Annotated in this window: 27 protein-coding genes; 18 read left to right on the top strand and 9 right to left on the bottom strand. The window is 68.3% G+C overall.

What is annotated here, in order from left to right; genetic code table 11:
• Window positions 1-5 precede the first annotated feature (5 nt).
• The 8 genes from nrdR (at window position 6) to EES48_RS05220 (ending at window position 5354) form a co-directional block, all read left to right on the top strand.
• Window positions 6-482: a transcriptional regulator NrdR gene (nrdR, locus tag EES48_RS05255; protein ID WP_122465336.1), complete on the top strand. Its 477-nt coding sequence runs from the start codon at window positions 6-8 to the stop codon at window positions 480-482.
• Window positions 482-1108: a RibD family protein gene (locus EES48_RS05250; RefSeq protein WP_122465335.1), complete on the top strand. Its 627-nt coding sequence runs from the start codon at window positions 482-484 to the stop codon at window positions 1106-1108. Before nrdR ends, EES48_RS05250 begins: the two co-directional genes overlap by 1 nt.
• Window positions 1109-1699, top strand: a complete 591-nt coding sequence (locus tag EES48_RS05245; protein WP_122465334.1) for a riboflavin synthase — start codon at window positions 1109-1111, stop codon at window positions 1697-1699.
• Complete coding sequence (ribB, locus tag EES48_RS05240; RefSeq protein WP_205679362.1) at window positions 1699-2835, top strand: 3,4-dihydroxy-2-butanone-4-phosphate synthase; 1137 nt, start codon at window positions 1699-1701, stop codon at window positions 2833-2835. The genes EES48_RS05245 and ribB overlap by 1 nt, the downstream gene beginning before the upstream one ends.
• On the top strand, window positions 2832-3317 hold the full coding sequence (gene ribH, locus EES48_RS05235; RefSeq protein WP_122465333.1) for a 6,7-dimethyl-8-ribityllumazine synthase: 486 nt from the start codon (window positions 2832-2834) through the stop codon (window positions 3315-3317). Before ribB ends, ribH begins: the two co-directional genes overlap by 4 nt.
• Complete coding sequence (gene nusB, locus EES48_RS05230; RefSeq protein WP_122465332.1) at window positions 3314-3841, top strand: transcription antitermination factor NusB; 528 nt, start codon at window positions 3314-3316, stop codon at window positions 3839-3841. The genes ribH and nusB overlap by 4 nt, the downstream gene beginning before the upstream one ends.
• 5 nt (window positions 3842-3846) lie before the next feature.
• On the top strand, window positions 3847-4851 hold the full coding sequence (thiL, locus tag EES48_RS05225) for a thiamine-phosphate kinase (RefSeq protein ID WP_122465331.1): 1005 nt from the start codon (window positions 3847-3849) through the stop codon (window positions 4849-4851).
• 62 nt (window positions 4852-4913) lie between these two features.
• Window positions 4914-5354, top strand: coding sequence for a hypothetical protein (locus EES48_RS05220; protein ID WP_122465330.1), 441 nt, complete (start codon window positions 4914-4916; stop codon window positions 5352-5354).
• A gap of 6 nt (window positions 5355-5360) precedes the next feature.
• Here the strand turns inward: EES48_RS05220 and EES48_RS05215 are convergent, their stop codons facing one another.
• From EES48_RS05215 to rpsF, 6 genes are all read right to left on the bottom strand, one after another.
• Entirely contained in the window at window positions 5361-6851 is a 1491-nt protein-coding gene (locus EES48_RS05215) for a replicative DNA helicase (RefSeq protein WP_122465702.1), read from the bottom strand.
• A gap of 118 nt (window positions 6852-6969) precedes the next feature.
• Complete coding sequence (locus EES48_RS05210) at window positions 6970-7365, bottom strand: hypothetical protein (protein WP_122465329.1); 396 nt, start codon at window positions 7363-7365, stop codon at window positions 6970-6972.
• Between the two features lie 2 nt (window positions 7366-7367).
• Window positions 7368-7748: a hypothetical protein gene (locus EES48_RS05205; RefSeq protein ID WP_162998030.1), complete on the bottom strand. Its 381-nt coding sequence runs from the start codon at window positions 7746-7748 to the stop codon at window positions 7368-7370.
• A gap of 106 nt (window positions 7749-7854) precedes the next feature.
• Window positions 7855-8439 (bottom strand): 50S ribosomal protein L9, encoded by a 585-nt coding sequence (rplI, locus tag EES48_RS05200; protein ID WP_122465327.1) that lies wholly within the window; start codon window positions 8437-8439, stop codon window positions 7855-7857.
• 1 nt (window position 8440) lies between these two features.
• Window positions 8441-8728 carry a 30S ribosomal protein S18 gene (rpsR, locus tag EES48_RS05195; RefSeq protein WP_122465326.1) on the bottom strand — a complete coding sequence of 96 codons (288 nt, stop codon included), beginning with the start codon at window positions 8726-8728 and terminating at the stop codon, window positions 8441-8443.
• 11 nt (window positions 8729-8739) lie between these two features.
• Entirely contained in the window at window positions 8740-9138 is a 399-nt protein-coding gene (gene rpsF / locus EES48_RS05190) for a 30S ribosomal protein S6 (protein WP_122465325.1), read from the bottom strand.
• 640 nt (window positions 9139-9778) lie between these two features.
• Between rpsF and EES48_RS05185 the strand changes: the two genes are divergently transcribed.
• Window positions 9779-13198 carry a class I SAM-dependent DNA methyltransferase gene (locus EES48_RS05185; protein WP_122465324.1) on the top strand — a complete coding sequence of 1140 codons (3420 nt, stop codon included), beginning with the start codon at window positions 9779-9781 and terminating at the stop codon, window positions 13196-13198.
• 90 nt (window positions 13199-13288) lie between these two features.
• Window positions 13289-14593, top strand: coding sequence for an Nramp family divalent metal transporter (locus EES48_RS05180; RefSeq protein WP_122465323.1), 1305 nt, complete (start codon window positions 13289-13291; stop codon window positions 14591-14593).
• On the opposite strand, the gene EES48_RS05175 is transcribed toward EES48_RS05180, so the two are convergent.
• Complete coding sequence (locus EES48_RS05175) at window positions 14594-15154, bottom strand: hypothetical protein (protein ID WP_122465322.1); 561 nt, start codon at window positions 15152-15154, stop codon at window positions 14594-14596.
• A gap of 189 nt (window positions 15155-15343) precedes the next feature.
• Between EES48_RS05175 and fabD the strand changes: the two genes are divergently transcribed.
• The 5 genes from fabD to gatB all read left to right on the top strand — a co-directional run bounded on the left by fabD (window position 15344) and on the right by gatB (window position 19770).
• Window positions 15344-16285 (top strand): ACP S-malonyltransferase, encoded by a 942-nt coding sequence (gene fabD, locus EES48_RS05170; RefSeq protein ID WP_122465321.1) that lies wholly within the window; start codon window positions 15344-15346, stop codon window positions 16283-16285.
• Between the two features lie 80 nt (window positions 16286-16365).
• The gene (gene gatC, locus EES48_RS05165; protein ID WP_122465320.1) at window positions 16366-16653 is read left to right on the top strand and encodes an Asp-tRNA(Asn)/Glu-tRNA(Gln) amidotransferase subunit GatC; all 288 of its coding nucleotides are present in this window, start codon (window positions 16366-16368) and stop codon (window positions 16651-16653) included.
• On the top strand, window positions 16650-16799 hold the full coding sequence (locus EES48_RS14775; protein ID WP_162998029.1) for a hypothetical protein: 150 nt from the start codon (window positions 16650-16652) through the stop codon (window positions 16797-16799). The genes gatC and EES48_RS14775 overlap by 4 nt, the downstream gene beginning before the upstream one ends.
• Window positions 16796-18274 carry an Asp-tRNA(Asn)/Glu-tRNA(Gln) amidotransferase subunit GatA gene (gene gatA / locus EES48_RS05160; RefSeq protein WP_122465319.1) on the top strand — a complete coding sequence of 493 codons (1479 nt, stop codon included), beginning with the start codon at window positions 16796-16798 and terminating at the stop codon, window positions 18272-18274. Before EES48_RS14775 ends, gatA begins: the two co-directional genes overlap by 4 nt.
• Before the next feature lie 2 nt (window positions 18275-18276).
• Window positions 18277-19770, top strand: a complete 1494-nt coding sequence (gatB, locus tag EES48_RS05155) for an Asp-tRNA(Asn)/Glu-tRNA(Gln) amidotransferase subunit GatB (RefSeq protein ID WP_122465318.1) — start codon at window positions 18277-18279, stop codon at window positions 19768-19770.
• Window positions 19771-20118: 348 nt separating this feature from the next.
• Here gatB and uvrA read toward each other — a convergent pair whose 3' ends face one another.
• Both uvrA and EES48_RS05145 read right to left on the bottom strand, forming a co-directional pair.
• Window positions 20119-23070, bottom strand: a complete 2952-nt coding sequence (gene uvrA, locus EES48_RS05150) for an excinuclease ABC subunit UvrA (protein ID WP_122465317.1) — start codon at window positions 23068-23070, stop codon at window positions 20119-20121.
• 105 nt (window positions 23071-23175) lie between these two features.
• Entirely contained in the window at window positions 23176-23592 is a 417-nt protein-coding gene (locus tag EES48_RS05145; RefSeq protein WP_122465316.1) for a flagellar assembly protein FliX, read from the bottom strand.
• A gap of 200 nt (window positions 23593-23792) precedes the next feature.
• Here EES48_RS05145 and EES48_RS05140 point away from each other — a divergent pair, with 200 nt between their 5' ends.
• From EES48_RS05140 to EES48_RS05130, 3 genes are read left to right on the top strand one after another with little or no spacing between them, the layout of a single operon-like run.
• A complete protein-coding gene (locus EES48_RS05140; RefSeq protein WP_122465315.1) occupies window positions 23793-24911 on the top strand; it encodes a flagellar basal body P-ring protein FlgI in 1119 nt (372 codons plus the stop codon).
• Window positions 24911-25315: a rod-binding protein gene (locus EES48_RS05135; protein WP_122465314.1), complete on the top strand. Its 405-nt coding sequence runs from the start codon at window positions 24911-24913 to the stop codon at window positions 25313-25315. The genes EES48_RS05140 and EES48_RS05135 overlap by 1 nt, the downstream gene beginning before the upstream one ends.
• Window positions 25312-25746: a flagellar basal-body protein FlbY gene (locus EES48_RS05130; protein WP_122465313.1), complete on the top strand. Its 435-nt coding sequence runs from the start codon at window positions 25312-25314 to the stop codon at window positions 25744-25746. The genes EES48_RS05135 and EES48_RS05130 overlap by 4 nt, the downstream gene beginning before the upstream one ends.
• Window positions 25747-25769 lie beyond the last annotated feature (23 nt).

Here is a 25769-nt window from a genome sequence, read left to right as displayed (position 1 = left end):
GACGGATGAAATGTCCTTTTTGCGGTAATGCCGACACCCAGGTGAAGGACAGCCGGCCGTCGGACGAGGGCGCGGCCATCCGTCGTCGTCGGTCGTGTCCGCAGTGCGAGGGACGATTCACGACCTTCGAACGGGTGCAGCTGCGTGAGCTGGTCATCCTCAAGCGCAACGGCCGCCGCACGCCCTTCGATCGTGACAAGCTGGAGCGGTCGCTGGGCATCGCCCTGAGGAAACGCCCCGTGCAGCCGGATCAGGTCGAGCGCCTGGTCAGCCGTATTGTCCGCCAGCTGGAGAGCCTCGGCGAAACCGAAATTCCGTCCTCGACCGTCGGCGACTTCATCATGAAGGCGCTGAAGTCCGTCGATGAGGTGGCCTATGTCCGCTACGCCTCGGTCTACAAGGACTTCCGCAAGACCGGCGACTTCGCCCGGTTCCTCGGCGAGGAGGGGTTTTCCGACGAGGACCGCCCGGGCGATCGCTGATGCGGCCGACCGTCACCCTGAAGCTGGCGACCTCCCTGGATGGACGCATCGCCACGGCGGCCGGCGAGTCCAAGTGGATCACGGGGGAAGCGGCCCGGGCCGAGGGACATCGCCTCCGCGCGCTGAATGACGCCATCCTGGTCGGTGTCGGCACGGTGCTGGCCGACGATCCCGAACTGACCGTCCGTCACGGCGCGGAGACGGCGCGGCAGCCGCTGCGGGTGATCCTCGACTCGAGCCTGCGCACACCAGCCACGGCCAAGGTCGCGACGGCCAACACCTTGATCCTGACGATAGCCGAGGCCAGGCCCGTCGGCGCCGCCGAAGTCGTGCGCCTGCGCGCCGAGGAGGGCCGGCCCGCGCCGGACGCCGTGGTCCGAGAGCTGGACCGGCGGGGCGTAGGGTCGGTGCTGATCGAGGGCGGCGGTCAGGTGGCGGCATCCTTCCTCCGCGCCGGGCTGGTGGACCGCATCGAGTGGTTCCGCGCGCCGATCCTGCTGGGCGGCGAGGGGCGGCCCTGCGTCGCCGCGCTGGCCTTGTCCGGCTTGGCGGAGGCCCCCCGCTTCCGGCGCCTTGCGGTCGAGCCTCTGGGTGACGACCTGTGGGAACGCTACGAAAGGATCTGAATGTTCACCGGCATCGTCACCGATATCGGCCGGGTGCGGTCGATCAGCCAGTCCGGCGGCGATCGGCGCTATGAGATCGAGACCCGCTGGGACACGGCCGGGATCGACCTTGGCGCCTCGATCAGCCACGCCGGCGCCTGTCTGACCGTGGTCGAGACCCAGCCCGGATGGTTCGCGGTCGAGGTGTCGGCCGAGACCCTGTCGAAGACCACCCTGGGTCAATGGAGTGAGGGCGATCCGGTCAATCTGGAGCGCGCCGCGCGGCTGGGCGACGAGATGGGCGGCCATATCGTCTCGGGCCATGTCGATGGCGTGGGCGTGGTCGACAGCGTCACGCCGGAGGGCGGTTCGCACCGCGTGGTCATCGCCGCGCCCGAGCCGCTGCATCGTTTCATCGCGCCGAAGGGATCGATCACGGTCGAGGGCGTCTCCCTGACCGTCAATGAGGTGTCGGGCCGGGTCTTCGGCGTCAACATCATCCCCCACACCTGGACGGCGACCACCCTCGGCCGGCTCCAGCCCGGCGATCCGGTCAATCTGGAGATCGACATGCTGGCCAGATACCTCGCCAGATGGCAGGAGACCGCGTGATGCAGCTGGCCGCCAACATGAACGACAGTCCGATCAGCCCGATCGAGGACATCCTGGAGGACGCCCGCAACGGGCGGCCCTATATCCTGGTCGACGCCGAGGACCGGGAGAATGAGGGCGACGTCATCATCCCGGCCCAGTTCGCCACGCCGGACCAGATCAACTTCATGGCCAAGCACGCGCGCGGCCTGATCTGTCTGGCCATCACCGCCGACCGGGCGCGCCAGCTTCGCCTGCCGCCCATGGCCGCCGAGAACCGGACCAGCATGGGCACGGCCTTCACCGTCTCGATCGAGGCGAAGGAGGGGGTGACAACCGGCATCAGCGCCGCCGACCGGGCGCGCACCATTCAGGTTGCGTCCGACCCGACGAAGGGGGCCGACGACATCGTCTCGCCAGGCCATGTCTTCCCGCTGGTCGCGCGCGACGGCGGCGTCCTGGTCCGCACCGGTCACACCGAGGCGGCCGTGGATATCAGCCGCATGGCCGGCCTGACCCCGGCGGGCGTGATCTGCGAGATCATGAACGACGACGGTTCCATGGCGCGAATGCCCGACCTGGTCGCCTTCGCTCAGCTGCACGGGCTGAAGATCGGCACCATCGCCGACCTGATCGCCTACCGCCGTCGCACCGAGCGCTTTGTCGAGCGGGTCATGGACACGCCATTCGAGAGCGTGCACGGCGGGCCGTTCCGCCTGATGCTGTACCGGAACACCATCGAGGGCGCCGAGCACGTCGCCCTGGTCCATGGCCGCATCGAGCCGGGCAAGCCGACCCTGGTGCGGATGCATCAGATCGATTTCGCCGCCGACCTGCTGGGCCATGTCGAGGACCGTCAGGACTATGTGCCGCGCGCCCTCAAAGCCATCAGTCAGCACCCCGAGCCCGGCGTGGTGGTGTTCCTGCGCGACCCGGCCCTGCATGGCCTGGCAGAGCGTCTGGCGGGCCCGGACGAGGCGACCGGCGCGCCGGAGCGGTCGCTCAAGGCCTACGGCGTCGGCGCCCAGATCCTGCTGGATCTTGGGGTTCGCGACATGATCGTGATGAGCGCCAGTCGCCCCAACCCGACGGCGATCGAGGGTTATGGCCTGCGCATTGTCGGCTGGCGCGACATGGATGGAAGGCCCGTCTCGTGAAGGAGCCGCCGCGCGTTCTGATCGTCGAGGCCCGCTATTACGACGCCCTGGCCGACGCCCTGCTGGAAGGCGCGCGCGAGGCGCTGCTGCTGGCCGGCGTGCAGGTTGATGTGGTGACGGTGCCGGGGGCGCTGGAGATCCCGCCGGCCATCGCCATGGCCGACGACGCCGCCCGCCTGCCGACCGCGCCGCGTTACGACGGCTATGTGGCGCTGGGGGTGGTGATCCGGGGCGAAACCTATCATTTCGAGGTGGTCTCGGATCAGTCGGCCGCCGGCATCATGCAACTGGGCCTCAAGGGCCTGGCGATCGGCAATGGCGTGCTGACCGTCGAGACCGAGGATCAGGCCTGGGCCCGCGCCCGGGCCGATGAGAAGGACAAGGGCGGGGACGCGGCGCGCGCCTGTATCGCCCTGATAGACACCAAGCGTCGCCTGCGCATGGGGCTTGCGTCCCAAGGCTTGGGCGACGGGAGTAAATGATGGCCGCCAATGATCTTTCCGCCGTTATGGCGCTGCTGAACGAGGCCGAGGCCGCCAAGCGCGACGAGCCCGCGTTGGATTCGCGCCAGCGCCGCGCCCGCACCGTCGCCCGCCTGGCCGCCGTCCAGGCCCTGTATCAGATGGAGCTGGCGGGGGAGGGGGTGGAGACGGTCATCACCGAATTCTCCAACCACCGCTTCGACGGCGACATCGAGGGCGAGATGCTGGCCCAGGCCGACGAAGAGTTCTTCGCCGAACTGCTGCGCGGGGTGGTCGAGCATCAGCGCGATCTGGATGGGAAGATCACGGCGCGTCTGGCCTCGAACTGGCGGCTAGAGCGGCTGGACGCCACCCTGCGGGCTCTGCTGCGCTGCGGGGCGTGGGAGCTGGCGCACCGGCCCGACGTGCCGCGCGAGGTGGTGATCGACGAATATGTCGAGCTGGCCAAGGCCTTCTTCGACCCGGCCGAGGCCAAGTTCGTCAACGCCGCCCTGGATGGCGTGGCGCGTGACGCGCGGGGCTGACCGGCGTGCCCGCCGATGGGGCCGAGGGCGCCGCTGAGCCCGTCGACGAGTTCGACACCATCGCCCTGTTCCGCCGACTGGCGCATCCGGAGTGGGCGCGAGGCCTGGGCGATGACGTCGCCGTTATGCCGACCCGGCCGGGGTTCGATCTGGTCGTGACCAAGGACGCCATCGTCGAGGGCGTCCACTTCCTGCCCGACGATCCGTTCGACACCATTGCGCGCAAGCTGGTGCGGGTGAACATCTCCGATTTGGCCGCCAAGGGGGCCGAGCCGTTCGGCTATCTGCTGGCCTGCCACTGGTCGGAAACCTGCGGCCAGGCGGCCCGCGAGGCCTTCGTCGAGGGGCTGGCGGTTGATCAGGGTCGCTATGGGATCAAGCTCTTGGGCGGGGACACCGTCTCCACGCCGGGGCCGGCAAGCTTCTCCATGACGCTTATGGGATGGGCGCCGAAAGGCCGCGTGCCGTCGCGGGCGGGGGCCAGGCCCGGCGACATCGTCATGGTCACCGGCCAGATCGGCGACGGCGTACTGGGGCTGAAGGCGCTGCGGGGCGGCGTCGGGCTCGAAGGCGACCGGCTGACGACGCTGATCACCCGCTACCGTGTGCCGGAACCGCCGATCGAGGCCGCGCCTCTGATCCTCGCTCACGCCACCGCCTCGCTGGATGTGTCCGATGGCCTCGTGGCCGATCTCGGGCATATCTCTCGGGCCAGCGGTGTCCGGATAGAGATCGCGCTGGAGCGGCTGCCCCTGTCCGCCGCTGGAGCAGCCTGGCTGGGCGGACGGGTCGACCCGATGTCGGCCCTGGTCGAACTGGCTACAGGCGGCGACGACTACGAGATCGCCTTCACCGTCCGCCCCGGTTCGGAGGACGCGGTGCGTCGCGAGGCCGAACGGCTTCTGATCCCGGTCACCGCCATTGGCCGCGTTACCGCCGGACAGGGGGTCGGCGTCACCCACGAAGGCTCGGCGGTGGCCATCGACAAGGCCGGCTGGCGGCATCGCTGACCGACCTTGCTCCGGTGGGGCGGGGATGGGAGGCTGGCCGCGACCGATAGAGGAGGGCGACGATGAGAATTCTGGCGCTGACGATCCTGGCTGCCGGAGCCTGTTCCGCACAGCCTGAAGCCGCCCAGCCTGAAGCCGCCGAGCCTGCCGCCAATGTCTGCTGGCGGGTGCTGGAGGTCGTGGACGGCGAGCCGCGTGTTCAGGCCGTGGTCCGCGATATCCCCAATCTGGAGACCTGCGCGGTGCGCATCGAGGGGCTGCGGATGATCGAGGAACGACCGGTCACCGGCCTGTACAACGCCCACTACATCTTCGCGACCGAGACCGGGCTGACGGCTTCGCCTGGTCTGGATGGCGCCAGGGTGCGGGTGTTCGACGCCGAGCGTCGCCAGGAGATTCAGGCCGAACTCCGCCGGTTGATGGCCGAGGAAGCTGCGGGGGAGGTGGAGGAACGCCGCGGCCCGCGCACCGTCGTCGCTCCGCCGCCGATCACGGAAGGCTGACCGCCGTCAGTCGTAGCCCTGGTTGAAGCGTCCGTCGCGGGCCAGGTTGCCGAAGCGGGTGGTGTCCTCGTCGAAGCTGAGCTTGACGATGCCGATGGGGCCGTGGCGCTGCTTGCCGATGACGACCTCGGCTTGGTGACGCAGGCGGTCCATGTCCTCCTGCCACTTGAGGTGCTCCTCGGTGCCCTCTCGGGGTTCGGCACGGCCGAGGTAATAGCTCTCGCGGTACACGAACATGACGCAGTCGGCGTCCTGCTCGATCGAGCCGGATTCGCGCAGGTCGGACAGCTGGGGCCGCTTGTCCTCGCGGTTTTCGACCTGACGGCTGAGCTGGCTGAGGGCGATGATCGGAACGTTCAGCTCCTTGGCCAGGGCCTTTAGGCCGCCGGTGATCTCGGAGACCTCCTGCACCCGGTTCTTCTGCCCGTTCATGTCGCCGGTGGTGATCAGCTGCAGGTAGTCGACGATGATCAGATCGAGGCCCTGCTCCATCCGCTTCAGACGCCGGGCCCGGGCCGCCAGCTTGGACATGGCCAGGCCGCCGGTCGAGTCGATGTACAGCGGGCTCTCGCCGATCTCGATGGCGGCGTCGCGGACGCGGCCGAAGTCCGAGGCGTCGATCTCGCCCTTGCGCAGCCGGTCGGATGACACCCCCGAGGCGTCGGCCAGGATGCGCATGGCCAGCTGTTCGGCGCTCATTTCCAGGGAGAAGAAGGCGACCACCCCGCCCGACACGGTCTTCCTGCCCTCAGGCGACGGCTCCCAGCGGTAATTGCGGGCCACGTTGAAGGCGATGTTGGTGGCCAGCGCCGTCTTGCCCATCGAGGGACGGCCGGCGAGGATCAGCAGGTCGGAGGGGTAGAGGCCGCCCAGCTTCTGATCCAGGTCGTCGAGATTGGTGGCCAGGCCGGCCAAGCCTCCGTCGCGCTGATAGGCCTCGCCCGCCATCTGAACCGCGCCGGCCAGGGCGGTGGAAAAGCTAACAAAGCCGGACGACGGCTTGCCCGTTTCGGCGAGGTTGTACAGCGATTGCTCGGCCTGTTCGATCTGGTCCATGGCCGGCGTGGCTGGGTCGGGCGCCTCGCGGGCGATGTCGCCGCCGATGCGGATCAGGTCGCGGCGCAGGGCCAGGTCATAGACCAGCTGGGCGTAGTCGGGGGCGTTGGCGCCGGGCGGGGCCCGGTCGACCAGGTCGGCCAGGTAACGCAGGCCGCCGAACTCCTCGAAGGCCGGGTCCTGGCGGAACCGCTCCATCAGGATGGTCGGCTCGGCCAGCATGCCCTGGCGGATATAGTCCTCGATCGCTTCGAACAGCCGCTGGTGGAAGGGCTCGAAGAAGTGACTGCCGCGCAGGCGGTCGCTGAGCCGCTCGAACACCCCGTTGTCGAACATCAGGGCGCCCAGCAGCGCCTGCTCGGCATCCAGATTGTGCGGCATGGCCGACACGGCGGGCGTGTCGGAAGACGGGGCGAAGGGGATGGGGGCGAAGGCGTTCATGAAGTCGACACGCATAACGTCGGCCCGCGCCAAAAGCGGTCGGATTCCCGCCGCTGGCGAAGATGAACGGGGATGGTTCTGTGGGTCGCCGTGGACGGCGCGGAAAAGCCCAATCCGTTCAGTCGCGGGGCGCCGGCGGGCAGGGGTGACGCTCGGCCATCCAGTCGCGCAGGGCCTGCAGCACGGTGATGTGGCGCCGGCCGGCCGGGATGGCTTCGAAGCGGGCCAGCAGGGTCTCGGGCTTGATGCCGGTGCCGGAGGCGGGGATGCAGTGGGCGGGCCGCGCGCCGATGCGCTGGGCCTCCGCCTGGTCGGCCTTGAGGCGTTCGACCGAGCGGGTCACCTCGCGGATCAGGCGGCGCGTGTCGGCCCGGGCCAGGGACGTCGGATTACGCGGGATGGGTTCGGCGGTCTGGAGGAAGGTCGCCACCGTCATCGACTGGGCGAGGGTCGGGGAGGCGAGTGCGAGGCCGATGAGGCTGGCGGCGAGAACCGGGATGGCTCGCCGGAACATCGTCAGGCCGCCGGGCAGGGATACTGGCGCCGCATGATCTCGCGGATGCCGTCGGTGATGGTCATGGTGCGCCGGCGCGGCTCTGGAATGGCCTTCAGCCGGGTCAGCAGCGCTTCGGGATCGAGCTTGATCTCGGAGGGGATGCAGGTGACGGGGGTTCGACCGGCCTCCCGGGCCTCGCCCTGGGCCCGAGCAACGGTGCCGAGCCCGCCCTCGAACTCCCGGCGCAGACGGCGGAAGTCGGCGCGCAGCAGGGCGGTGGGGTTCCTGGGGATGCGGTCGGCGGTGGCGATGAACTCGTTCAGCGGCATGGTCTGGGCCGCGGCCGGACCGGCGGTCAGGGCGGCAAGGACAGCCAGGGCGAGCATGAGCGATCTGGGCATGGTCCCTCCGATACCGGCGAGATGAGCACGCTCCCGCGAAACTGAAAAGGGCGCGCCCCCGAAGGAGCGCGCCCTGATCATCTGGACAGCTTCAGCCTCGGGGCGATCAGGCCTCGGTTCCGAGCCCGTCCTGTTGGCCGGCGCCGCCGGCGACCATGTCGGCGGCCTGTTCGGCGGCCGCTTCGCGGTCCTCGTCGTAGGCCGCCTTGATGACGTCCTCGCCCTTGGCCTGGCGTTCGGCCTCGTCGGCCGAGCGGGCCACGTTCATCTTGACCGTGGCGGAGACCTCGGCGTGCAGGCGAACCAGCACCTCGTGGACCCCCAGGGTCTTGATCGGCGTGTTGAGCACGACCTGCGAACGCTCGATCTTGCCGCCTTCGGCCTGGACGGCCTCGGCGACGTCGCGACCGGCGACCGAACCGTACAGCTGGCCGGTTTCGCCGGCCTGACGGATCATGACGTAGGTCTGGCCGTCGATCTTGTCGGCGACCTTCTGGGCGTCGGCCTTGTTCTTCTCGTTGCGCTGCTCGATGGCGGCGCGTTCGACTTCGAAGGCCTTCAGATTGGCGCTGGTGGCGCGACGAGCCTTGTCGCGCGGCAGCAGGAAGTTGCGGGCGAAGCCGTCCTTGACAGTGACGACGTCGCCGATGGCGCCGAGATTATCGACGCGTTCCAGCAGAACGACCTTCATATCACTTCACCACATACGGCAGGAGGGCGAGATAGCGGGCGCGCTTGATGGCCTTGGCCAGTTCGCGCTGCTTCTTCTGGGACACCGCGGTGATGCGCGACGGGACGATCTTGCCACGCTCGGAGATGTAGCGTTGCAGCAGCTTGACGTCCTTGTAGTCGATCTTCGGCGCGTCGGCGCCGGAGAAGGGGCACACCTTGCGGCGACGGTGGAACGGGCGGCGGGCGGGGCCGGAGCCGGCCGGAGCGCCGGGGGTCGGAGCGCCCGAATTGGCGGTCGTGTCGGTCATCTCTTAATCCCTCAGTTCGCGGCTTCGGCGGCGGGGGCGTCGTCGGAGCGCGCGGGGGTGCGCTCACGCTCACGCTCGCGTTCACGCTCGCGGCGGGCCAGCAGCGGCGACAGCTCCAGGTCGAGCTCCTCGACGCGGACGGTCAGCCAGCGCAGCACGTCCTCGTTGATCGACAGCTGACGCTCGACCTCGGCCATGGCGGCCGGGGGCGCGTCGACGGCGAGCAGCGAATAGTGCGCCTTGCGGTTCTTCTTCACCCGATAGGTGAGGTTGCGCAGACCCCAGTACTCGATCTTGGCGACGGAGCCGCCGGCTTCCTCGATCAAGCCCTTGATGGTGTCGTTCAGCGCTTCGGCCTGTTGCGCGCTGATATCCTGGCGCGACATGACCGTGTGCTCATAGAGAGCCATGCGTCATTCCCTTGTGATGGGTTCGGCGCCGAGGGACCGGGTTAAAGTCCCCAGACGATGGCTCCCAATGCGGCGACGGGGATGACTTCCCGCGTCCTTTGGAGTTCCGCACCGGGACCGAAGCCCGGAAAGGCGGGGCGTATAGGGGAAAAGCGGGCGAGGGGCAAGGTCGGGCGGGCGGTGAGGGGAAAAGGAGTCCGAGAGTCCAAGTGTGGGGCGGCGCGGTGGTGCGAGCTATTTTGAGTCCAAGAGTCCAAGGGGCCGGGGCGCCCCCACCCGGTCGGCGTTCGCCGACCACCCTCCCCCTGAGGGGGAGGGAGAGGGGAGCGGGCCGAACGTTTTTGAGTCCAGGAGTCCAACATCGGATGGTCGGGGCGTTGATCTGACAAGGGAAATCATCGGTCGGGCAGTCGGGGAGAGTCCAATGGTGAGTCTGGACGGCGCGAATGGGTGCAGCTGGGTACCGAAGGGCGGGATGCATTGTCTCACGGTTTTGGAGGGTGGGGCGTAACTCGGCGCTGGCTTTGCGCAAGGCTCGGCGGATCGGGAGGAACGCCCCAGCGAATGGGGGATCAACGTGCGCCCGGGGCGCTTGCAACGCAGACGCGATGCGGGCCAAGTGCGGGGAGGGGAGAGACGCTTGGACATCGACGCCTTCATCGATCGCTGGAGCGCCGCGCGTGGGGGGGCCGAGCGGGCCAACTACCAAATGTTCCTGTCGGAGCTGTGCGAGGCGCTGGGTCTGCCGCGCCCCCATCCGGCGTCCGACGACACCGCCGGCAACGACTATGTGTTCGAGCGGGGGGTGAAGCGGCGCGAGAGCGAGGGCACCGCCTCGACCCTGCGGATCGATCTGTACAAGCGCGGCTGTTTCATCCTGGAGGCCAAGCAGTCGCGGGCCAGCCAGCGTGACGACGGCCAGCAGGCGCTCTTCAAGCCCGACGAAGCCGCATCGACCGCCGCTTCTCAGGGCAAGTGGGACGTTCTGATGCGCAACGCGCGCAAACAGGCTGAGGACTACGTCTTTCGCCTGCCTCCAGATCACGTCGCGCCGCCGTTTATCATCGTCTGCGACGTGGGCTATGTATTCGAGGTCTATGCCGATTTCTCAGGCAGCGGTCGGGCCTATACCCATTTTCCGGACCGCAAGGGGTTCCGGGTGCGGCTGGAGGACCTGCGGCGCGAGGACATCCAGGCCCGGCTGAAGGCGATCTGGACCGACCCTCAGTCGCTGGATCCGACACGCGAGGCGGCGCGGGTGACGCGCCAGATCGCCGAGCGGCTGGCGGCCGTATCGCGCCGGCTGGAGAAGAACCATCCGGCGGAGGAGGTGGCGCATTTCCTGATGCGCTGCATCTTCACGATGTTCGCCGAGGACGTGGACCTGCTGCCCAAGGGCGAGTTCACCAAGCTGCTGGAAGAGTCGCTGGAGGGGTCGGACAGCTTTGCGCCGCTGTTGCAGGAGCTATGGCGCAAGATGGACGCGCGCGATCACGCCGACCGCTTCTTCTCGCTGTTCCGCACCCATCTGCGCTGGTTCAACGGCAATCTGTTCCGGGACGCCAAGGCGTTTCCTATGACGCGCGAGGAGATCGGCGAACTGCTAGCCGCCAGCCGCCACGACTGGCGCTATGTCGAACCCGCCATCTTCGGCACCCTGGTGGAGCAGGCGCTGGACCCGGCCGAGCGGCGCAAGCTGGGCGCGCATTACACGCCCCGGTCCTATGTCGAGCGGCTAGTCGAGGTGACGGTGATGGAGCCGTTGCGCGCCGACTGGAACGCGGCGCAGCTGAAGGCCGGCGACGCCAAGGAACGGGGGGAGCTGGCGCACTCAAGCAGTACGGAGCGCGATAGTGCAAAAAGGGAGGCTGTCGCCGCCGTCCGCGCCTTTCATCATCAGCTGTGCACGACCCGCGTGCTGGACCCCGCCTGCGGCACCGGCAACTTCCTCTATGTCTCGCTGGAGCTGATGAAGCGGCTGGAGGGCGAGGTGCTGGAGGCGCTGGCCGAGCTGGGCGAGACCGAGGGCATCGGGCTGGAGACGGTCGATCCGCACCAGTTCCTGGGCATCGAGCTGAACGTCCGCGCCGCCGCCATCGCCGAACTGGTGCTGTGGATCGGCTATCTGCAGCAGCACTACCGCAACCGCTCCGAACACCCCGCCGAGCCGATCCTCAAGGCCTTCGGCAACATCCAGCAGAAGGACGCGGTGCTGACGTGGGACGGCTATCCCGAGGATCAGTTCGAGATGCGGGACGGGGTGGCGGTGCAGGTGTTCCCGAACGCCCGGCGGCCGGAATGGCCGGAGGCTGAGTTCATCGTCGGGAACCCGCCGTTTCTTGGGAAGGGCGCGGCGATGCGGGGGCCTCTCGGAGATGCCTATGTCGAAGCATTGTGGAATGCTCACTCATGGATCGACCAGAGTACCGACCTCGTCATGTACTGGTGGGATCGGGCGGCAGAACTGCTGGCTAGAAAGAAGACGGTCCTTCGTCGCTTCGGGCTCGTCACCACCAACTCTCTGACCGGGGTGTTCAATCGCCGCACTTTGGATCGGCATCTGAAGGCCAAGATGCCTGTGAGCGTGATTTATGCAGTGCCCGATCAGCCATGGACCAAGGCAAGCGCTGAGGCGGCGGCCGTTCGGATTTCAATGACAGTCGTAATGGCCGGCTCTCATGATGGCCGCTTGGACCAGGTGATCCGCGAGAGCGGCATCGAGACCGATGATCCCCACATTGTTTACGAAGAGCACATCGGGCGCATTCACGCTGACCTAGAGGTCGGTGCCGACGTCGCCGGGTCAAAAGCCCTGCTCGCGAACGAGGGTATCGCCTGCAACGGCATGATGCTCGCGGGACAGGGTTTCGTCTTGAGCGCTTCGGAGGCGCAATATCTCGTAGAGAGAGACCCTGCCGCTAGGGAGCTAATCAAGCCATTCTTGAACGGCGCTGAGTTGGTCCGATCTCGACGTGGCAGATCAGTGATCGACGCGTTTGGCCTGGACGACGCTTCTCTTCGGCAAAGACACCCTGGGATCTATCAACATCTTCTCAAGACCGTGAAGCCGGAACGCGATCTCAATCGGCGAGAGGCTTTCCGCCGGCGATGGTGGGTCTTCGGGGAGCCTCGCCGGACGTTTCGGCCAGCGCTGGAGAATCTCCCTCGGTTCATTGGAACGACGGAAACCTCCAAACATCGGCTGTTCCAGTTCATCGACGCCAACTTTCTGGTCGATCACATGATCATCGCCATCGCATCTGCCGATGGCGCATCGCTCGCCCTGTTGAGCTCAAGGGTTCATGTCACCTGGGCTACGCGAGCTGGAGGCTGGCTGGGCGTCGGCAACGACCCGCGCTACTCCAAGTCCCGTTGCTTCGACCCCTTCCCCTTCCCCGACCCTGACGAGGCCATCCGCGCCACCCTCCGCGATCTCGGCGAGGAGCTCGACGCCACGCGCAAGACGGTGCAGGCCGGGCATCCGGACCTGACCCTGACCGGGCTCTACAATCTTCTTGAGCAGCGGCGACGGGGCGAACCCTTCTCGGACGAAGATGCCGACCGTGCCCAGCGCGGCCGGGTGCTGATCCTCAATGACCTGCACGACCAGATCGATCGGGCGACCGCCGACGCCTATGGCTGGCCCCACGACCTGAGCGATGAACAGATTCTGGAACGGCTGGTCGCGCTGAACGCCGAGCGCGCGGCCGAGGAGGCGGCGGGCCACGTGCGCTGGCTGCGGCCCGACTATCAGATTCCCCGCTTCGCCAAGGGGGCCGCCGCCGCCAAGTCCGGAGAACTGGACCTGGGCGCGCAGGTCGTGGCGATCGACAAGGGTTTGCCGGCCTTTCCCAAGGACAAGGGCGAACAGGTCATGGCCATCCGCGCCGTGCTGCAGGCCGCGAGCCGCCCCATGGACGCCGCCGCCGTGTCGCGCGCCTTTAAGGGCGGGGGCAAGAAGATCGAGCAGCGGGTGGTGCAGGCGCTGGGCACCCTGGTGCGCTATGCCGAGATCAGCGCCCTGGCCGATGGCACGTTCGCCGCGCGGCGGGCGGCGTAGCCCCTCACCCTTGAGCGCCAGGACGACGGCGGGGCCGTCGTGCGCTCAAGCCCTCTCCCGCTGGGAGAGGGATGCGGCTAGCGTGGCCGGATGACTGACGCGCCCCCCGCCAAGCCGCCCCGCCTGTCCCTGATCGGCCCCGGCATCGTCGTGGCGGCGACCGGCGTGGGGGCGGGCGATCTGGTGGCGACGCTGATTGCGGGGTCGCGGTTTGGGTATGCGCTGTTGTGGGCGGCGGTGATCGGGACGGTGCTGAAGATCGCGCTGGCCGAGGGGGTGGGGCGGTTCTGGCTGGGCTCGGGGCGGACGATGTTTCAGGGCTGGGCCAGCCTGCCGGGGCCGGGGGTGCGCGTGCCCGGCGGCGAACGGTTGAATTGGGCCGGGATCTATTTCGGCGTCTATGCGGTGATCTGGGGCTTTGTCTACGGCGCGGCGGCGATGACGGCGGTGGGGCTGCCGCTGGCGGCGCTGTTCGACGGCACGGGGCTGGCGCTGGACCTCAAGACCTGGGGCATGATCGCGGGCGTGGCGGGCCTGGGGTTCGTGTGGGTCGGCGGCTATGGCCTGTTCGAAAAGGTCATGACGGCGCTGGTCGGGCTGATGTTCGTCACCGTGGTCGGGCTGGCGGTGCTGGTGGCGCCGGACCTGCCGGCGCTGATGGCCGGGGCGTGGCCGACCCTGCCGGAGGGGGCGGCCTTCTATACGCTGGGGCTGATCGGCGGGGTGGGGGGCACGATCACCACGGCGGCCTATGGATACTGGCTGGCGGCCAAGGGCTGGCGTGGCGAGCCGTGGATGCGGGTGATGCGCTGGGATAACCGCATCGCCTATGCGGTGACCGGGGTGTTCGTGATCGCCATGCTGATCGTCGGGGCCGAGCTGCTGCACGCCGCCGGGGTGGCGCTGTCGGGCGGGGACCGGGGGCTGCTGGACCTGGGGCTGGTGCTGGAGGCGCGGTTCGGGCGGCCGATCGCGGTGCTATTCCTGGTCGGGTTCTGGGCGACCAGCTTCTCCAGCCTGCTGGGCGTGTGGCAAGGGGTCAGCACCATGTTCGCCGACTTCGTGGGCTTCACCCGGGGGCGCACGGAAGGCGAGGGCGGCGCCGTGGCCGCGTCGAAAGGCTGGGCGTTCCGGGGCTATGCGCTGTGGCTGACCTTTCCGCCGATGCTGCTGCTGTTCGTCGACCGGCCGTTCGGGCTGATCGTCGCCTATGGGGTGCTGGGCAGCCTGTTCATGCCGTTCCTGGCGGGGACGCTGATCTGGCTGCTGAACTCGGAGCGGGTGCCGGCCGAGCGCCGCAACGGCTGGGTGTCGAACGGCCTCTTGGCCGCGGCGGCGCTGCTGTTCTGCGTGCTGGCGGGACGCGAGCTGTGGTCGCTGGCGACCGGCGGCTGATCAGGGCAGCTCCGAGATCGGGGCGGTCTCGGCGATCAGGGGCGGGGTCGCGGGCGCGGGAACGGGCTCGGCCGGCGGCACGGTCGGATTGGTCGGATAGGTCTGGCCGTCGAAGGCCAGCCGGGCCTGGCCGGAGGAGCCGCCGCCGCCCGCGACCGAGACGACCAGATCGCGCCAGCCCTCGTTGCGGCTGTCCAGCGCCCAGATCGGCTGGCGGCTGACGGTCAGGGTCGAAACCGTGCGCCAGCCGTCGCCCTCGGGCGTCAGGATCAGGGTGGGGCAGCCGCCCGAGCCGCAGACGAACGGCCCCATCAGATAGACCACCGCCTCGTCGGCGCCGTCGCTGTTCAGGTCCAGGGTCGCGGCCTGATAGCGCAGGGCCCCGCCGTCGGCGTAGGCGGCGCGCACGGCGGCCTCCAGCGCGGTCGGGGCCGAGGCGGGGGCCGCGGCATCGGCGGGCGCCGGGATGGCCGGCGTCAACTCCGGAGATGTTTGGGGCTCCGGCGAGCAGGCGGCAAAGACAGGGAGGAGGGCGAGGGTGACGAGGCGCAGGACGGTCATGAGCAAGGCTCCGGGGCGCGGGTGGCCGTGTTCTACCGCGTTGCGGACGCTCGAACCATCGCGATCGAGACGTCGCCGTGAGTCGTGACTCGTGAGTGGAAGTTGGAATTTCAGCGATGGCGTGGATAGCGGGCCCGGAAGCCGCTACTCACGACTCACCACTCACTACTCACGACCCGGAGCCCCGCCATGACCACCGCCTTCCTCTTCCCCGGCCAGGGCTCGCAGTCGGTCGGCATGGGCGCGGGCCTGGCGGACGCCTTCGCCAGCGCGCGCGAGGTGTTCGCCGAGGTGGACGAGGCGCTGGGCCAGCATCTGTTCAAACTGATGCGCGAGGGGCCGGAGGATCAGCTGACCCTGACCGAGAACGCCCAGCCGGCCCTGATGGCGGTGTCAGTGGCGACGGCGCGGGTGCTGAAGCGCGAATTCGATGTGGATGTGGCGGCGGCGTCCTTCGTGGCCGGGCATTCGCTGGGCGAATATTCGGCCCTGTGCGCGGCGGGGGCGATCCCGCTGGCCGAGACGGCGCGGCTGCTGAAGACACGCGGCCAGGCGATGCAGAAGGCCGTGCCGGTGGGCAAGGGGGCGATGGCCTCGCTGATCGGGCCCAAGACCGATTTGGCCCTGGCCGAAGCGGCTGCGGCGGCGGGGGCCGAGGTCGGGGTCTGTGTGGTGGCCAACGACAACAACGCCGGCAACATCGTCATTTCCGGCGAGAAGGCGGCGGTCGATCGGGCCATCGAAAAGGCCAAGGAGCTCGGCGCGCGGGCCATCCCGCTGAACGTCTCGGCGCCCTTCCACTGTCCGCTGATGCAGCCGGCGGCGGACCGCATGGCCGAGGCGCTGGCGGGCGTGACGATCGCGGCGCCGACACCGCCGGTGGTGGCCAATGTCACCGCGCGGCCCGAGACCGAGCCGGAGGCGATCCGTCGTCTGCTGGTCGAGCAGGTCACCGGCCGGGTGCGCTGGCGCGAGAGCGTGGCGTGGATGGCGGGAGAAGGCGGAGTCGGCCGGTTCGTCGAGATCGGCGCCGGCAAGGTGCTGACCGGCATGGCCAAGCGCATCGCGCCAGAGGTCGAGAGCCTGAGCCTGAATACGCCCGAAGAGCTGGAAGCCTTCGCGCGCGGCTGAGGCGCGGCTTGTGATTCCGCCGCGCCGAGACTAAGCCCGGCGCTGGATTTTCCACCCATCGCGTGAATTCGGAGGGCCGCATGGCCATCGACGCCGCGACGGTGCGCAAGGTCGCGCATCTCGCCCGCATCAAGACGCCCGAGGACCGGCTCGAGGTTCTGGCCGGAGAGCTGAACGGCATCCTGGCCTGGATCGAGCAGCTGGACGAGGTCGATATCGAGGGCGTCGAGCCCATGACCTCGAACGTGAGCCAGCCGCTGCGCCTGCGCGACGACGTGGTCACCGACGGGGCCAAGGTCGGGGCGGTGCTGTCGAACGCGCCCAAGTCGGCCGATGGCTTCTTCGTGGTGCCGAAGGTGGTGGAATGAGACTGTGGCCCCTGATCATCATGCGTGACGCCGCCTCGGCGCGGCGCGATCTGCGCCGTCGCCACGCCGCCGCCGTCGTGGCCCCGCGCCTGCGCGCCCCCGCTCCGCGCGCCATTGTCGCCCGCGCCTCGGACGAGACCCGATGACCGATCTGACGAAGCTGACCCTCAAGGGCGCGCTGGACGGCCTCAAGGCCAGGGACTTCTCCTCGGAGGAGATCACCCGCGCCTTTCTGTCCAACATCGAGGCGGCCAACCCGACGCTGAACGCCTATGTCGAGGTGACGGCGGACAAGGCGCTGGACATGGCGCGGGCTTCCGACGCCCGGCTGGCCAAGGGCGAAGGCGGGGCGCTGGAAGGCGCGCCGCTGGGGATCAAGGACCTGTTCTGCACCGACGGGGTCCAGACCACGGCCGGGTCGAACATGCTGAAGGGCTTCGTCCCGCCGTATGAATCGACCGTGACCGCCAATCTGTGGCGCGACGGGGCGGTGATGCTGGGCAAGCTGAACATGGATGAGTTCGCCATGGGCTCGTCCAACGAAACCTCGGCCTTCGGGCCGGTGGTCAATCCGTGGAAATCCAAGACCTCGAACGCCGACCTGACGCCGGGCGGCTCGTCGGGCGGCTCGGCCAGCGCGGTGGCGGGTGAGCTGTGCCTGGCCGCCACGGCGTCGGACACCGGCGGCTCGATCCGCCAGCCGGCGGCCTTCACCGGCACGGTCGGCATCAAGCCGACCTATGGCCGCGCCAGTCGGTTCGGCATGGTGGCGTTCGCCTCTTCGCTGGATCAGGCCGGACCGATCACCAAGACGGTCGAGGATGCGGCCATCTTCCTGCGCTCCATGTGCTCCTTCGACCCCAAGGATTCGACCAGCCTGGACGTCGAGACGCCGGACTGGACCCAGGCGCTGGGCAAGGGGGTGAAGGGCCTGCGCATCGGCATCCCCAGCGAATACGTCGTCGACGGCATGCCCGCCGAACAGATGGAGCTGTGGGAGCAGGGCAAGACCTGGCTGCGCGAGGCGGGCGCGGAGATCGTCGACATCAGCCTGCCCCACACCAAATACGCCCTGCCCACCTACTACATCATCGCTCCGGCCGAGGCGTCGTCGAACCTGGCGCGCTATGACGGGATGCGGTTCGGCCATCGGGCCGAGGGCGCCAAGTCGCTGACCGACCTCTATGAGACCAGCCGCGCCGAGGGCTTCGGCAAGGAGGTCCAGCGGCGCCTGACCATCGGCGCCTATGTGCTGTCGGCCGGATTCTATGACGCCTATTATGTGAAGGCGCTGAAGGTCCGTCGCCGCATCGCTCAGGACTTCGATGCGGTCTGGGACCGTGTGGACGCCATCCTGACGCCCTCGACGCCGTCGGCGGCCTTCGCGCTGGGCGACAAGCAGATCGACCCGGTGACCATGTATCTGAACGACGTCTTCACGGTGACGGCCAACCTGGCTGGCCTGCCGGGCATCTCGGTGCCGGCGGGCGTGGACTCGGGCGGCCTGCCGCTGGGCCTGCAGGTCATCGGCAAGGCGCTGGACGAGGCGACGGTGTTCCAGGTGGCGGACGCGCTGGAACAGGCGGCGGGGTTTGTGGCGAAGCCTGAGAAGTGGTGGTGAGCATGAGCGATCCGGTCAAAACCATCGACGGCCGCACCGGTCCCTGGGAGATCGTCCTGGGGCTGGAGGTGCATGCGCAGGTGGCGTCGAAGGCCAAGCTGTTCTCGGGGGCCGCCGTCGGTTTCGGGGCGGGGCCGAACGAGCAGGTGTCGCTGGTCGATGCGGGCTTTCCGGGCATGCTGCCGGTGCTGAACCGGTTCTGCGTCGAGCAGGCGGTGCGCACCGGCCTGGGGCTGCGGGCCAAGATCAACGAGAAGAGCCAGTTCGACCGCAAGAACTATTTCTATCCCGACCTGCCGACCGGCTATCAGATCAGCCAGTTGTATCACCCGATCGTCGGCGAGGGCGTGGTCGAGGTCGAGCGCGACGACGGGTCGTTCTTCAATGTGCGGATCGAGCGGCTGCACCTGGAGCAGGACGCCGGCAAGCTGATCCACGACCTGTCGCCCTCGGAGAGCTATGTCGATCTGAACCGGGCCGGCACGGCGCTGATGGAGATCGTGTCGCGCCCCGACATGCGCAGCCCGGACGAGGCGGTGGCCTATCTGAAGAAGCTGCGCACCATCCTGATCTATCTGGGCACCTGCGACGGCGACATGGAGAAGGGCAATCTGCGCGCCGATGTGAACGTGTCGGTGTGCCGCCCCGGCCAGTACGAGAAATACCGCGAAAGCGGCGATTTCGGCCATCTGGGCACGCGCTGCGAGATCAAGAACGTCAACAGCTTCCGGTTTATTTCTCAGGCGATTGGTTATGAAGCTCGTCGCCAGATCGAGATCCTGGAGGACGGCGGCGTGATCGATCAGGAGACGCGTCTGTACGATCCGACGGCCGGCGAAACGCGGTCGATGCGCTCCAAGGAAGAGGCGCACGATTACCGCTATTTCCCCGACCCCGACCTGCTGCCGCTGGAGATCGAGCGGGCCTGGATCGAGGAGATCAAGGCGTCTCTGCCCGAGCTGCCGGACGACAAGCGTCGCCGGTTCATGGCCGACTATGGCCTGTCGCAATACGACGCCGGGGTGCTGATTTCGGAACAGGCCAAGGCCGACTATTTCGAGGCGGCGGCGAAGGGGCGCGACGCCAAGCTGGTCTCAAACTGGGTAACCAATGAGGTGTCGGCCCGTCTGACGGCTGACGGCAAGGATTTCTCGGACAACCCGCTGCCGGCGGCGCATGTGGCCCAGCTGGTCGAGCTGATCGAGACGAACGTCATCTCGTCCAAGATCGCCAAGGAAGTCTTCGACCACGTGTGGAACGGCGAGGGCTCGCCGGCCGAGGTGGTCGAGAAGCACGGGCTGAAACAGGTCACCGATACCGCCGCGATCGAAAAGGCGGTGGACGAGATCATCGCCGCCAATCCCGACAAGGCGGCCGCGGTGGCCGAGAAGCCCCAGGCCATCGGCTGGTTCGTCGGTCAGGTCATGAAGGCCACCGGCGGCAAGGCCAATCCGGCCGCGGTCAACGAGATTCTAAAGGCCAAACTGGGGCTGTAGGGGTTCGGTCGTTCGAGCTCTGAGTTGGATGTCGCCGACCAGCGGCTGTCGGTCGCTGATGATGGGACGGCTCATCACAGCGGGCACGACGGGCTTCACCACGGACACGACGGGGTTAGAGGCGTGTCCACGCCGGCGGCTTGTTGCGCAGCAGGGCCGCTTAGGTTGATCGACGCCCAGGCGTCGATTCATGGCACCCTCCCGTGCTGGCCGACTGCCGCCAGCTGCGCCCGCGGCACTGAAGCCGTCGTGTTCGCCGTGAGTCCGTCGTGCCCGCCGTGATGAACCCGCCTTGCTTGGGCGATGAGCCAAAGCGCCTCGCCGCGAGCGACGATGACGCCAAACCGGTCAGGCGTTCGCGCGGGCCCGGGGGCGTTTGGCGGCGGGCTTCGAGAGCTTGGCGCTGCTGACCGCCTCGGCGGCGCGGGCCTTGCGGCGCGCCTCGTGGCGGTCGAGCACCTCCTTGAGGTAGCGTCCTGTCCAGCTGTCCTTGTCGGCGGCGACCTGTTCGGGCGTGCCGACGGCCACGATTTCGCCGCCGCCGTCGCCGCCTTCCGGCCCGAAGTCGAGCAGCCAGTCGGCGACTTTGATGACATCCAGATTGTGCTCGATTACCACGATGGTGTTGCCGGCCTCGACCAGCTCCTGAAGCACCTCCAGCAGCTTGCGGGTGTCCTCGAAATGCAGGCCGGTGGTGGGCTCGTCGAGGATGTAGAGGGTCTTGCCGGTCGCCCGTTTCGACAGCTCCTTGGACAGCTTGACCCGCTGGGCCTCACCGCCCGACAGGGTGGTCGCCGGCTGGCCGACCTTGACGTAGCCCAGGCCGACCCTCTCCAGCGTCAGCATGCGGTCGCGGATCGGGGGCACCGCCTTGAAGAAGGTCGCGGCTTCCTCGACCGTCATGTCAAGAACATCGGATATGCTCTTGCCCTTGAACACGATTTCCAGGGTCTCGCGGTTGTAGCGTTTCCCCTTGCAGACGTCGCAGGTGACATAGACGTCGGGCAGGAAGTGCATCTCGATTTTGATCAGGCCGTCGCCCTGACACGCCTCGCAGCGCCCGCCCTTGACGTTGAAGCTGAACCGGCCGGGGCCATAGCCGCGGGCCTTGGACTCGGGCAGGCCGGCGTACCAGTCGCGGATGGGTCCGAAGGCGCCGGTGTAGGTCGCCGGGTTCGAGCGCGGCGTGCGGCCGATCGGGGACTGGTCGATGTCGATGACCTTGTCGAAATGCTCCAGTCCCTCGATCCGGTCGAAGGCGGCGGGGGCGTCCGAGGCGTTGTTCAGCCGGCGCGCGGCGGCCTTGTAGAGGGTCTCGATGGTGAAGGTGGACTTGCCGCCGCCGGACACGCCGGTGATGCAGGTGAAGACGCCGACCGGGATTTCGCCGGTAACGTTCTTGAGGTTGTTGCCGGTGGCGCCCGAGACCTTGAGCATGCGCTTGCGGTCGATCGGGCGGCGGCCTTCGGGCGGCAGGGGGATTTCGCGCGCGCCGGTCAGATACTGGCCGGTCAGCGACTTCGGATTGGCCATCACTTCGTCGGGCGTGCCCTGGGCGCAAATCTCGCCGCCGTGGACGCCGGCGGCCGGGCCCATGTCGATGACGTGGTCGGCGGTGACGATGGCCTCCTCGTCATGCTCGACCACCAGCACCGAATTGCCGAGGTCGCGCAGGCCGCGCAGGCTGTCAAGCAGGCGGCTATTGTCGCGCTGGTGCAGGCCAATCGACGGCTCATCCAGCACGTACAGCACGCCCGTCAGACCCGAGCCGATCTGACTGGCCAGGCGGATGCGCTGGCTCTCGCCGCCGGACAGGGTGCCGGAGGATCGGGACAGGTTCAGGTAGTCCAGCCCCACATTGTTGAGGAAGCTGAGCCGGTCGTTGATCTCCTTGAGGATGCGCCGGGCGATCTCGACCTGTTTGTCGGTCAGCCGCTCCTCCAGGGTCGAGAACCACAGATGGGCCTTGGAGATGGACAGCCAGCTGATCTCGGCGATGTCGGCGCCGTCGATCTTGACCGCCAGGGCCTCGGGTTTCAGCCGCTTGCCGCCACAGGCCTCGCACGGGGTTTCGGATTGGAACCGGCCCAACTCCTCGCGAACCCAGGCGGAATCCGTCTCGCGCCAGCGGCGCTCCAGGTTCGGCAGCACGCCCTCGAAGGCCTTGGAGGTTTCGTATTTGCGGGCGTTGTCGTCATAGGTGAACTTGATCTTTTCGCCCCTGGACCCGTGCAGGATCACCTCGCGCGCCTTGTCCGGCAGATCGCGCCAGGGCTTGTCCATCGAGAAGCCGTAGTGGCGGCTGAGCGACTGCAGGGTCTGGGTGTAGAGCGGCGAGGGGCCGCGCGACCACGGGGCGACGGCGCCCTTGTGCAGGGTCTTGTCGCGATCGGGCACCACCAGATCGGCGTCGAAGGCCAGCTTGACCCCCAGACCGTCACAGACGGGGCAGGCGCCGAAGGGGTTGTTGAACGAGAACAGCCGGGGCTCGATCTCCGAGATGGTGAAGCCCGAGACCGGACAGGCGAAGCGCTCGGAGAAGGTGATGCGGCGCGGCTGCTGGCCCTCTTCGGCATTGGCCCATTCGGCCACGGCGATGCCGTCGGCCAGACCCAGGGCCGTCTGCAGGCTGTCGGCGTAGCGGCCCTCCTGATCAGGCTTGGTGACGATCCGGTCCACCACGATGTCGATGTCGTGCTTGAACTTCTTGTCGAGGGTCGGCGCGTCCTCGATGGCGTAGAACTCACCGTCGATCTTGAGGCGCTGAAACCCCGCGCGCTGCCACTCGGCGATTTCCTTGCGGTATTCGCCTTTCCGCCCGCGCACGACGGGCGCCAGCAGCAGGATCCGCTCGCCGTCGGGCAGGGCGGTCAGCTTGTCGACCATCTGGCTGACGGTCTGGCTCTCGATCGGCAGGCCGGTGGCGGGGGAGTAGGGGACGCCCACCCGCGCCCACAGCAGGCGCATGTAGTCGTGGATCTCGGTGACCGTGCCGACGGTCGAGCGCGGGTTCTTGGACGTGGTCTTCTGTTCGATCGAGATGGCCGGCGACAGACCCTCGATCAGGTCCACGTCCGGCTTGCCCATCAGCTCCAGGAACTGACGCGCATAGGCCGACAGGCTTTCGACATAGCGGCGCTGGCCCTCGGCGTAGATGGTGTCGAAGGCCAGGGAGCTTTTGCCCGAGCCCGACAGGCCGGTCATGACCACCAGCTTCTCGCGCGGGATGTCGACGTCCACGCCCTTGAGATTGTGCTCGCGGGCGCCGCGAACGCGGATGAAGTTGTGCTTTTCGGTCATGCTGTCCGGGAACGCGGGAGGGCCGGGGAGGGTCCGGGCCGACAGCGCTATATGGGGAGCGAGTCCCGCATTTCAGCAAGAACAATGTGAGAACATTGTGGCCGATCAGGCCGCGCGGCGCTGGGCCTTGGCGAGTTCAACGGCGGCGCGCAGGTCGATCTGGTCGAGGAGGGCGGTGAGGCCGGGGGTGTCGTCCTCGGCGCGGGCCTCGGCGGCGGCGCGGGACAGGCCCTGAAGCGCGGTCTGGCCGTCGGCGCCGGAGAGCAGGGCCAGCTTCAACTCGTCCAGGCGGTCCAGCAGGCCCGAGCCGCGGCGGATGTTGCGGCGGCGACGTTCCAGCGGGTCGTCCACGCCCTGAAGCGCCATGAGGCCCGACAGGCCGGCGACGCCTCCGGCGGCGCCCGCGGCGGCGGCAGGGCCCGTGGCGCTGGTGGAGCCGGACGGCACGGAGAAGCCGCCCGCAGCCCGCGCGGGGCGCGAGGCGGCGGGCATCATCGGACCGCCGGGACCGGTGACCTTCATCGACGTCTCGTCCGCTGGGTTTGAGCCATGCCGCACTGTGGTTGGTGAGCCGTCACCGTTTGGTTAATGGGGCGGGCAAATCCTGCCGGGAGGCGCCGCGTGTTGGCAGGGCGGGTGCTGAAATCAAACGACAATTCGTGCTTAACGACGTGGCATGGGATTGGCACTGCGGGGTGGGACCGGTTTTCTGCGAGTTCGCCATGTCCGTCACCCACCTTCGTCCCCTCGCCGCCCTGCTGATGGCGGGCGCCGCCCTGATCGGCTTGCCGGGGGCAGCCGAGGCGCAGTCGCGGATCAAGGACATCGTGGCCATCGAGGGCGTCCGCACCAACCAGCTGATCGGCTACGGCGTGGTGGTCGGGCTGAACGGCACGGGCGACTCGCTCAGGAACTCGCCGTTCACGCGCCAGTATCTCGACGCCATGACGGAGAAGCTGGGCTTCAACATCCGGGACGCCAACGCCAACACCAAGAACCTGGCGGCGGTGATGGTGACGGCCGAACTGCCGGCCTTCGCCACGCCGGGCTCGCGTATCGATGTGAACGTGTCGTCCATGGGGGACGCCAAGAGTCTGCTGGGCGGCCAGTTGATCGTCACCGAACTGCGCGGCGCGGGTGGCGAGATCTATGCGATCGCGCAAGGGTCGGTTCAGACGGGATCGGTGTCGGCGTCGGGAGCCTCGGGCTCGTCGGTGACGCGCGGCGTGCCGACCGCCGGGCGGATCGCCGCCGGCGCCATCGTCGAGCAGGACACCGGCTTCTCCATGGCCTCGATGGATCAGGTGCGGCTGACCCTGCGCAATCCCGACTTCACTACGGCCCAGCGCGTCGCTCAGGCGGTGAACCAGGCCTATCCGGGCACGGCCTATGCCGACAATGGTTCGGTGGTGACGCTGAGGCCGCCGCCGCACCTGGGCGTGCCGGGCTTCCTGACCCAGGTGGAGAACCTGACGGTGCAGGTCGACACCCCGGCCAAGGTGATCATCGACGAGGTCAACGGCGTGATCGTCATGGGCGAGGCGGTGCGCGTGTCCACCGTAGCGGTGGCCCAGGGCAATCTGACCGTCTCGGTCCAGGAGAACCCCTTCGCCAGCCAGCCCGCGCCGTTCTCAGAGGGCGAGACCGTGGTCCTGCCCCAGACCGACGTGGCGATCGAGGAGGAGCTGGGCCGCGAGATCCGCATCGTCGAGGGCTCGACCTCGCTGTCGACCCTGGTCAACGGCCTGAACGCCCTGGGGGTCAGCCCGCGCGACATGATCAGCATCCTGCAGGCCATCAAGGCGGCCGGCGCGCTGCAGGCCGACATCGAGGTGATGTGATGAGCCCGCTCGCGCCGTCCGCCGACTTCCTCAGAGCTACGCCCGTGCTCGGCCAGGCGGCGACGCCGGACCAGATGCGCAAGGTCGCCGAGGAGTTCGAAGCCGGCTTCCTGGCCATGATGATGCGGCCGATGTTCGAGGGTCTGTCGACCGACGGTCCGTTCGGCGGCGGGGAGGGCGAGTCGATGTGGCGGTCGTTCATGATCGACGAGATGGGCAAGCAGACGGCACGCGCCGGCGGCATCGGCCTGGCCGACCAGGTGCTCAGCGAGATGCTGAAGATGCAGGAAGAGGCCCAGGCGCCGCTGCCCGCTGAGCCGGGCGACGTCGTTCCGACCGAGCCCGAGGCCGCAACCGCCATTCCCCTGAAACCAGAGGCGCCGAGACTGGCGATCGCCGCATGACTGTCGCCGATATGCAGGAACGCGCCCGCCAGATGACGACGCTCACCGAGCGGCTTACCGAGCGGCTAACCGCCGAACTGGCGGCTTTCGAGGCCCGACGACCCCAGGACGTGGCCGCCACCGTGGCCGAGACCCAAGAGATGGCCAATCTGTACCGGCGCGAATCGGCTCGAATGAAGGCGGATCGCGCGCTGTTGGCCGAGGTTCCCGACCGCGACCGTTCGGCGCTGGCTACGGCGACGCGCGCCTTCGAGGCCATTCTGACCCGCCACGCGCGAGCGGTGGAGGCGGCGCGGACGGTCAGCGAGGGGATCGTCAGGGCCATCGCCGCCGAGGTCGCCGAAGTGCGCCATCGCAGCGCCGGTTACGGCGCCGGCGGTCGCGCGGAGGCGGTGGACGGGCGCGCGGTGACCTTCAACCGCATGGCCTGACCCCTTGCCAGTTGCGACAACGG

Source organism: Brevundimonas lutea (assembly GCF_003704105.1).
Lineage (GTDB): Bacteria > Pseudomonadota > Alphaproteobacteria > Caulobacterales > Caulobacteraceae > Brevundimonas > Brevundimonas lutea.
This window is presented reverse-complemented; position numbering and strand designations above follow the sequence as displayed.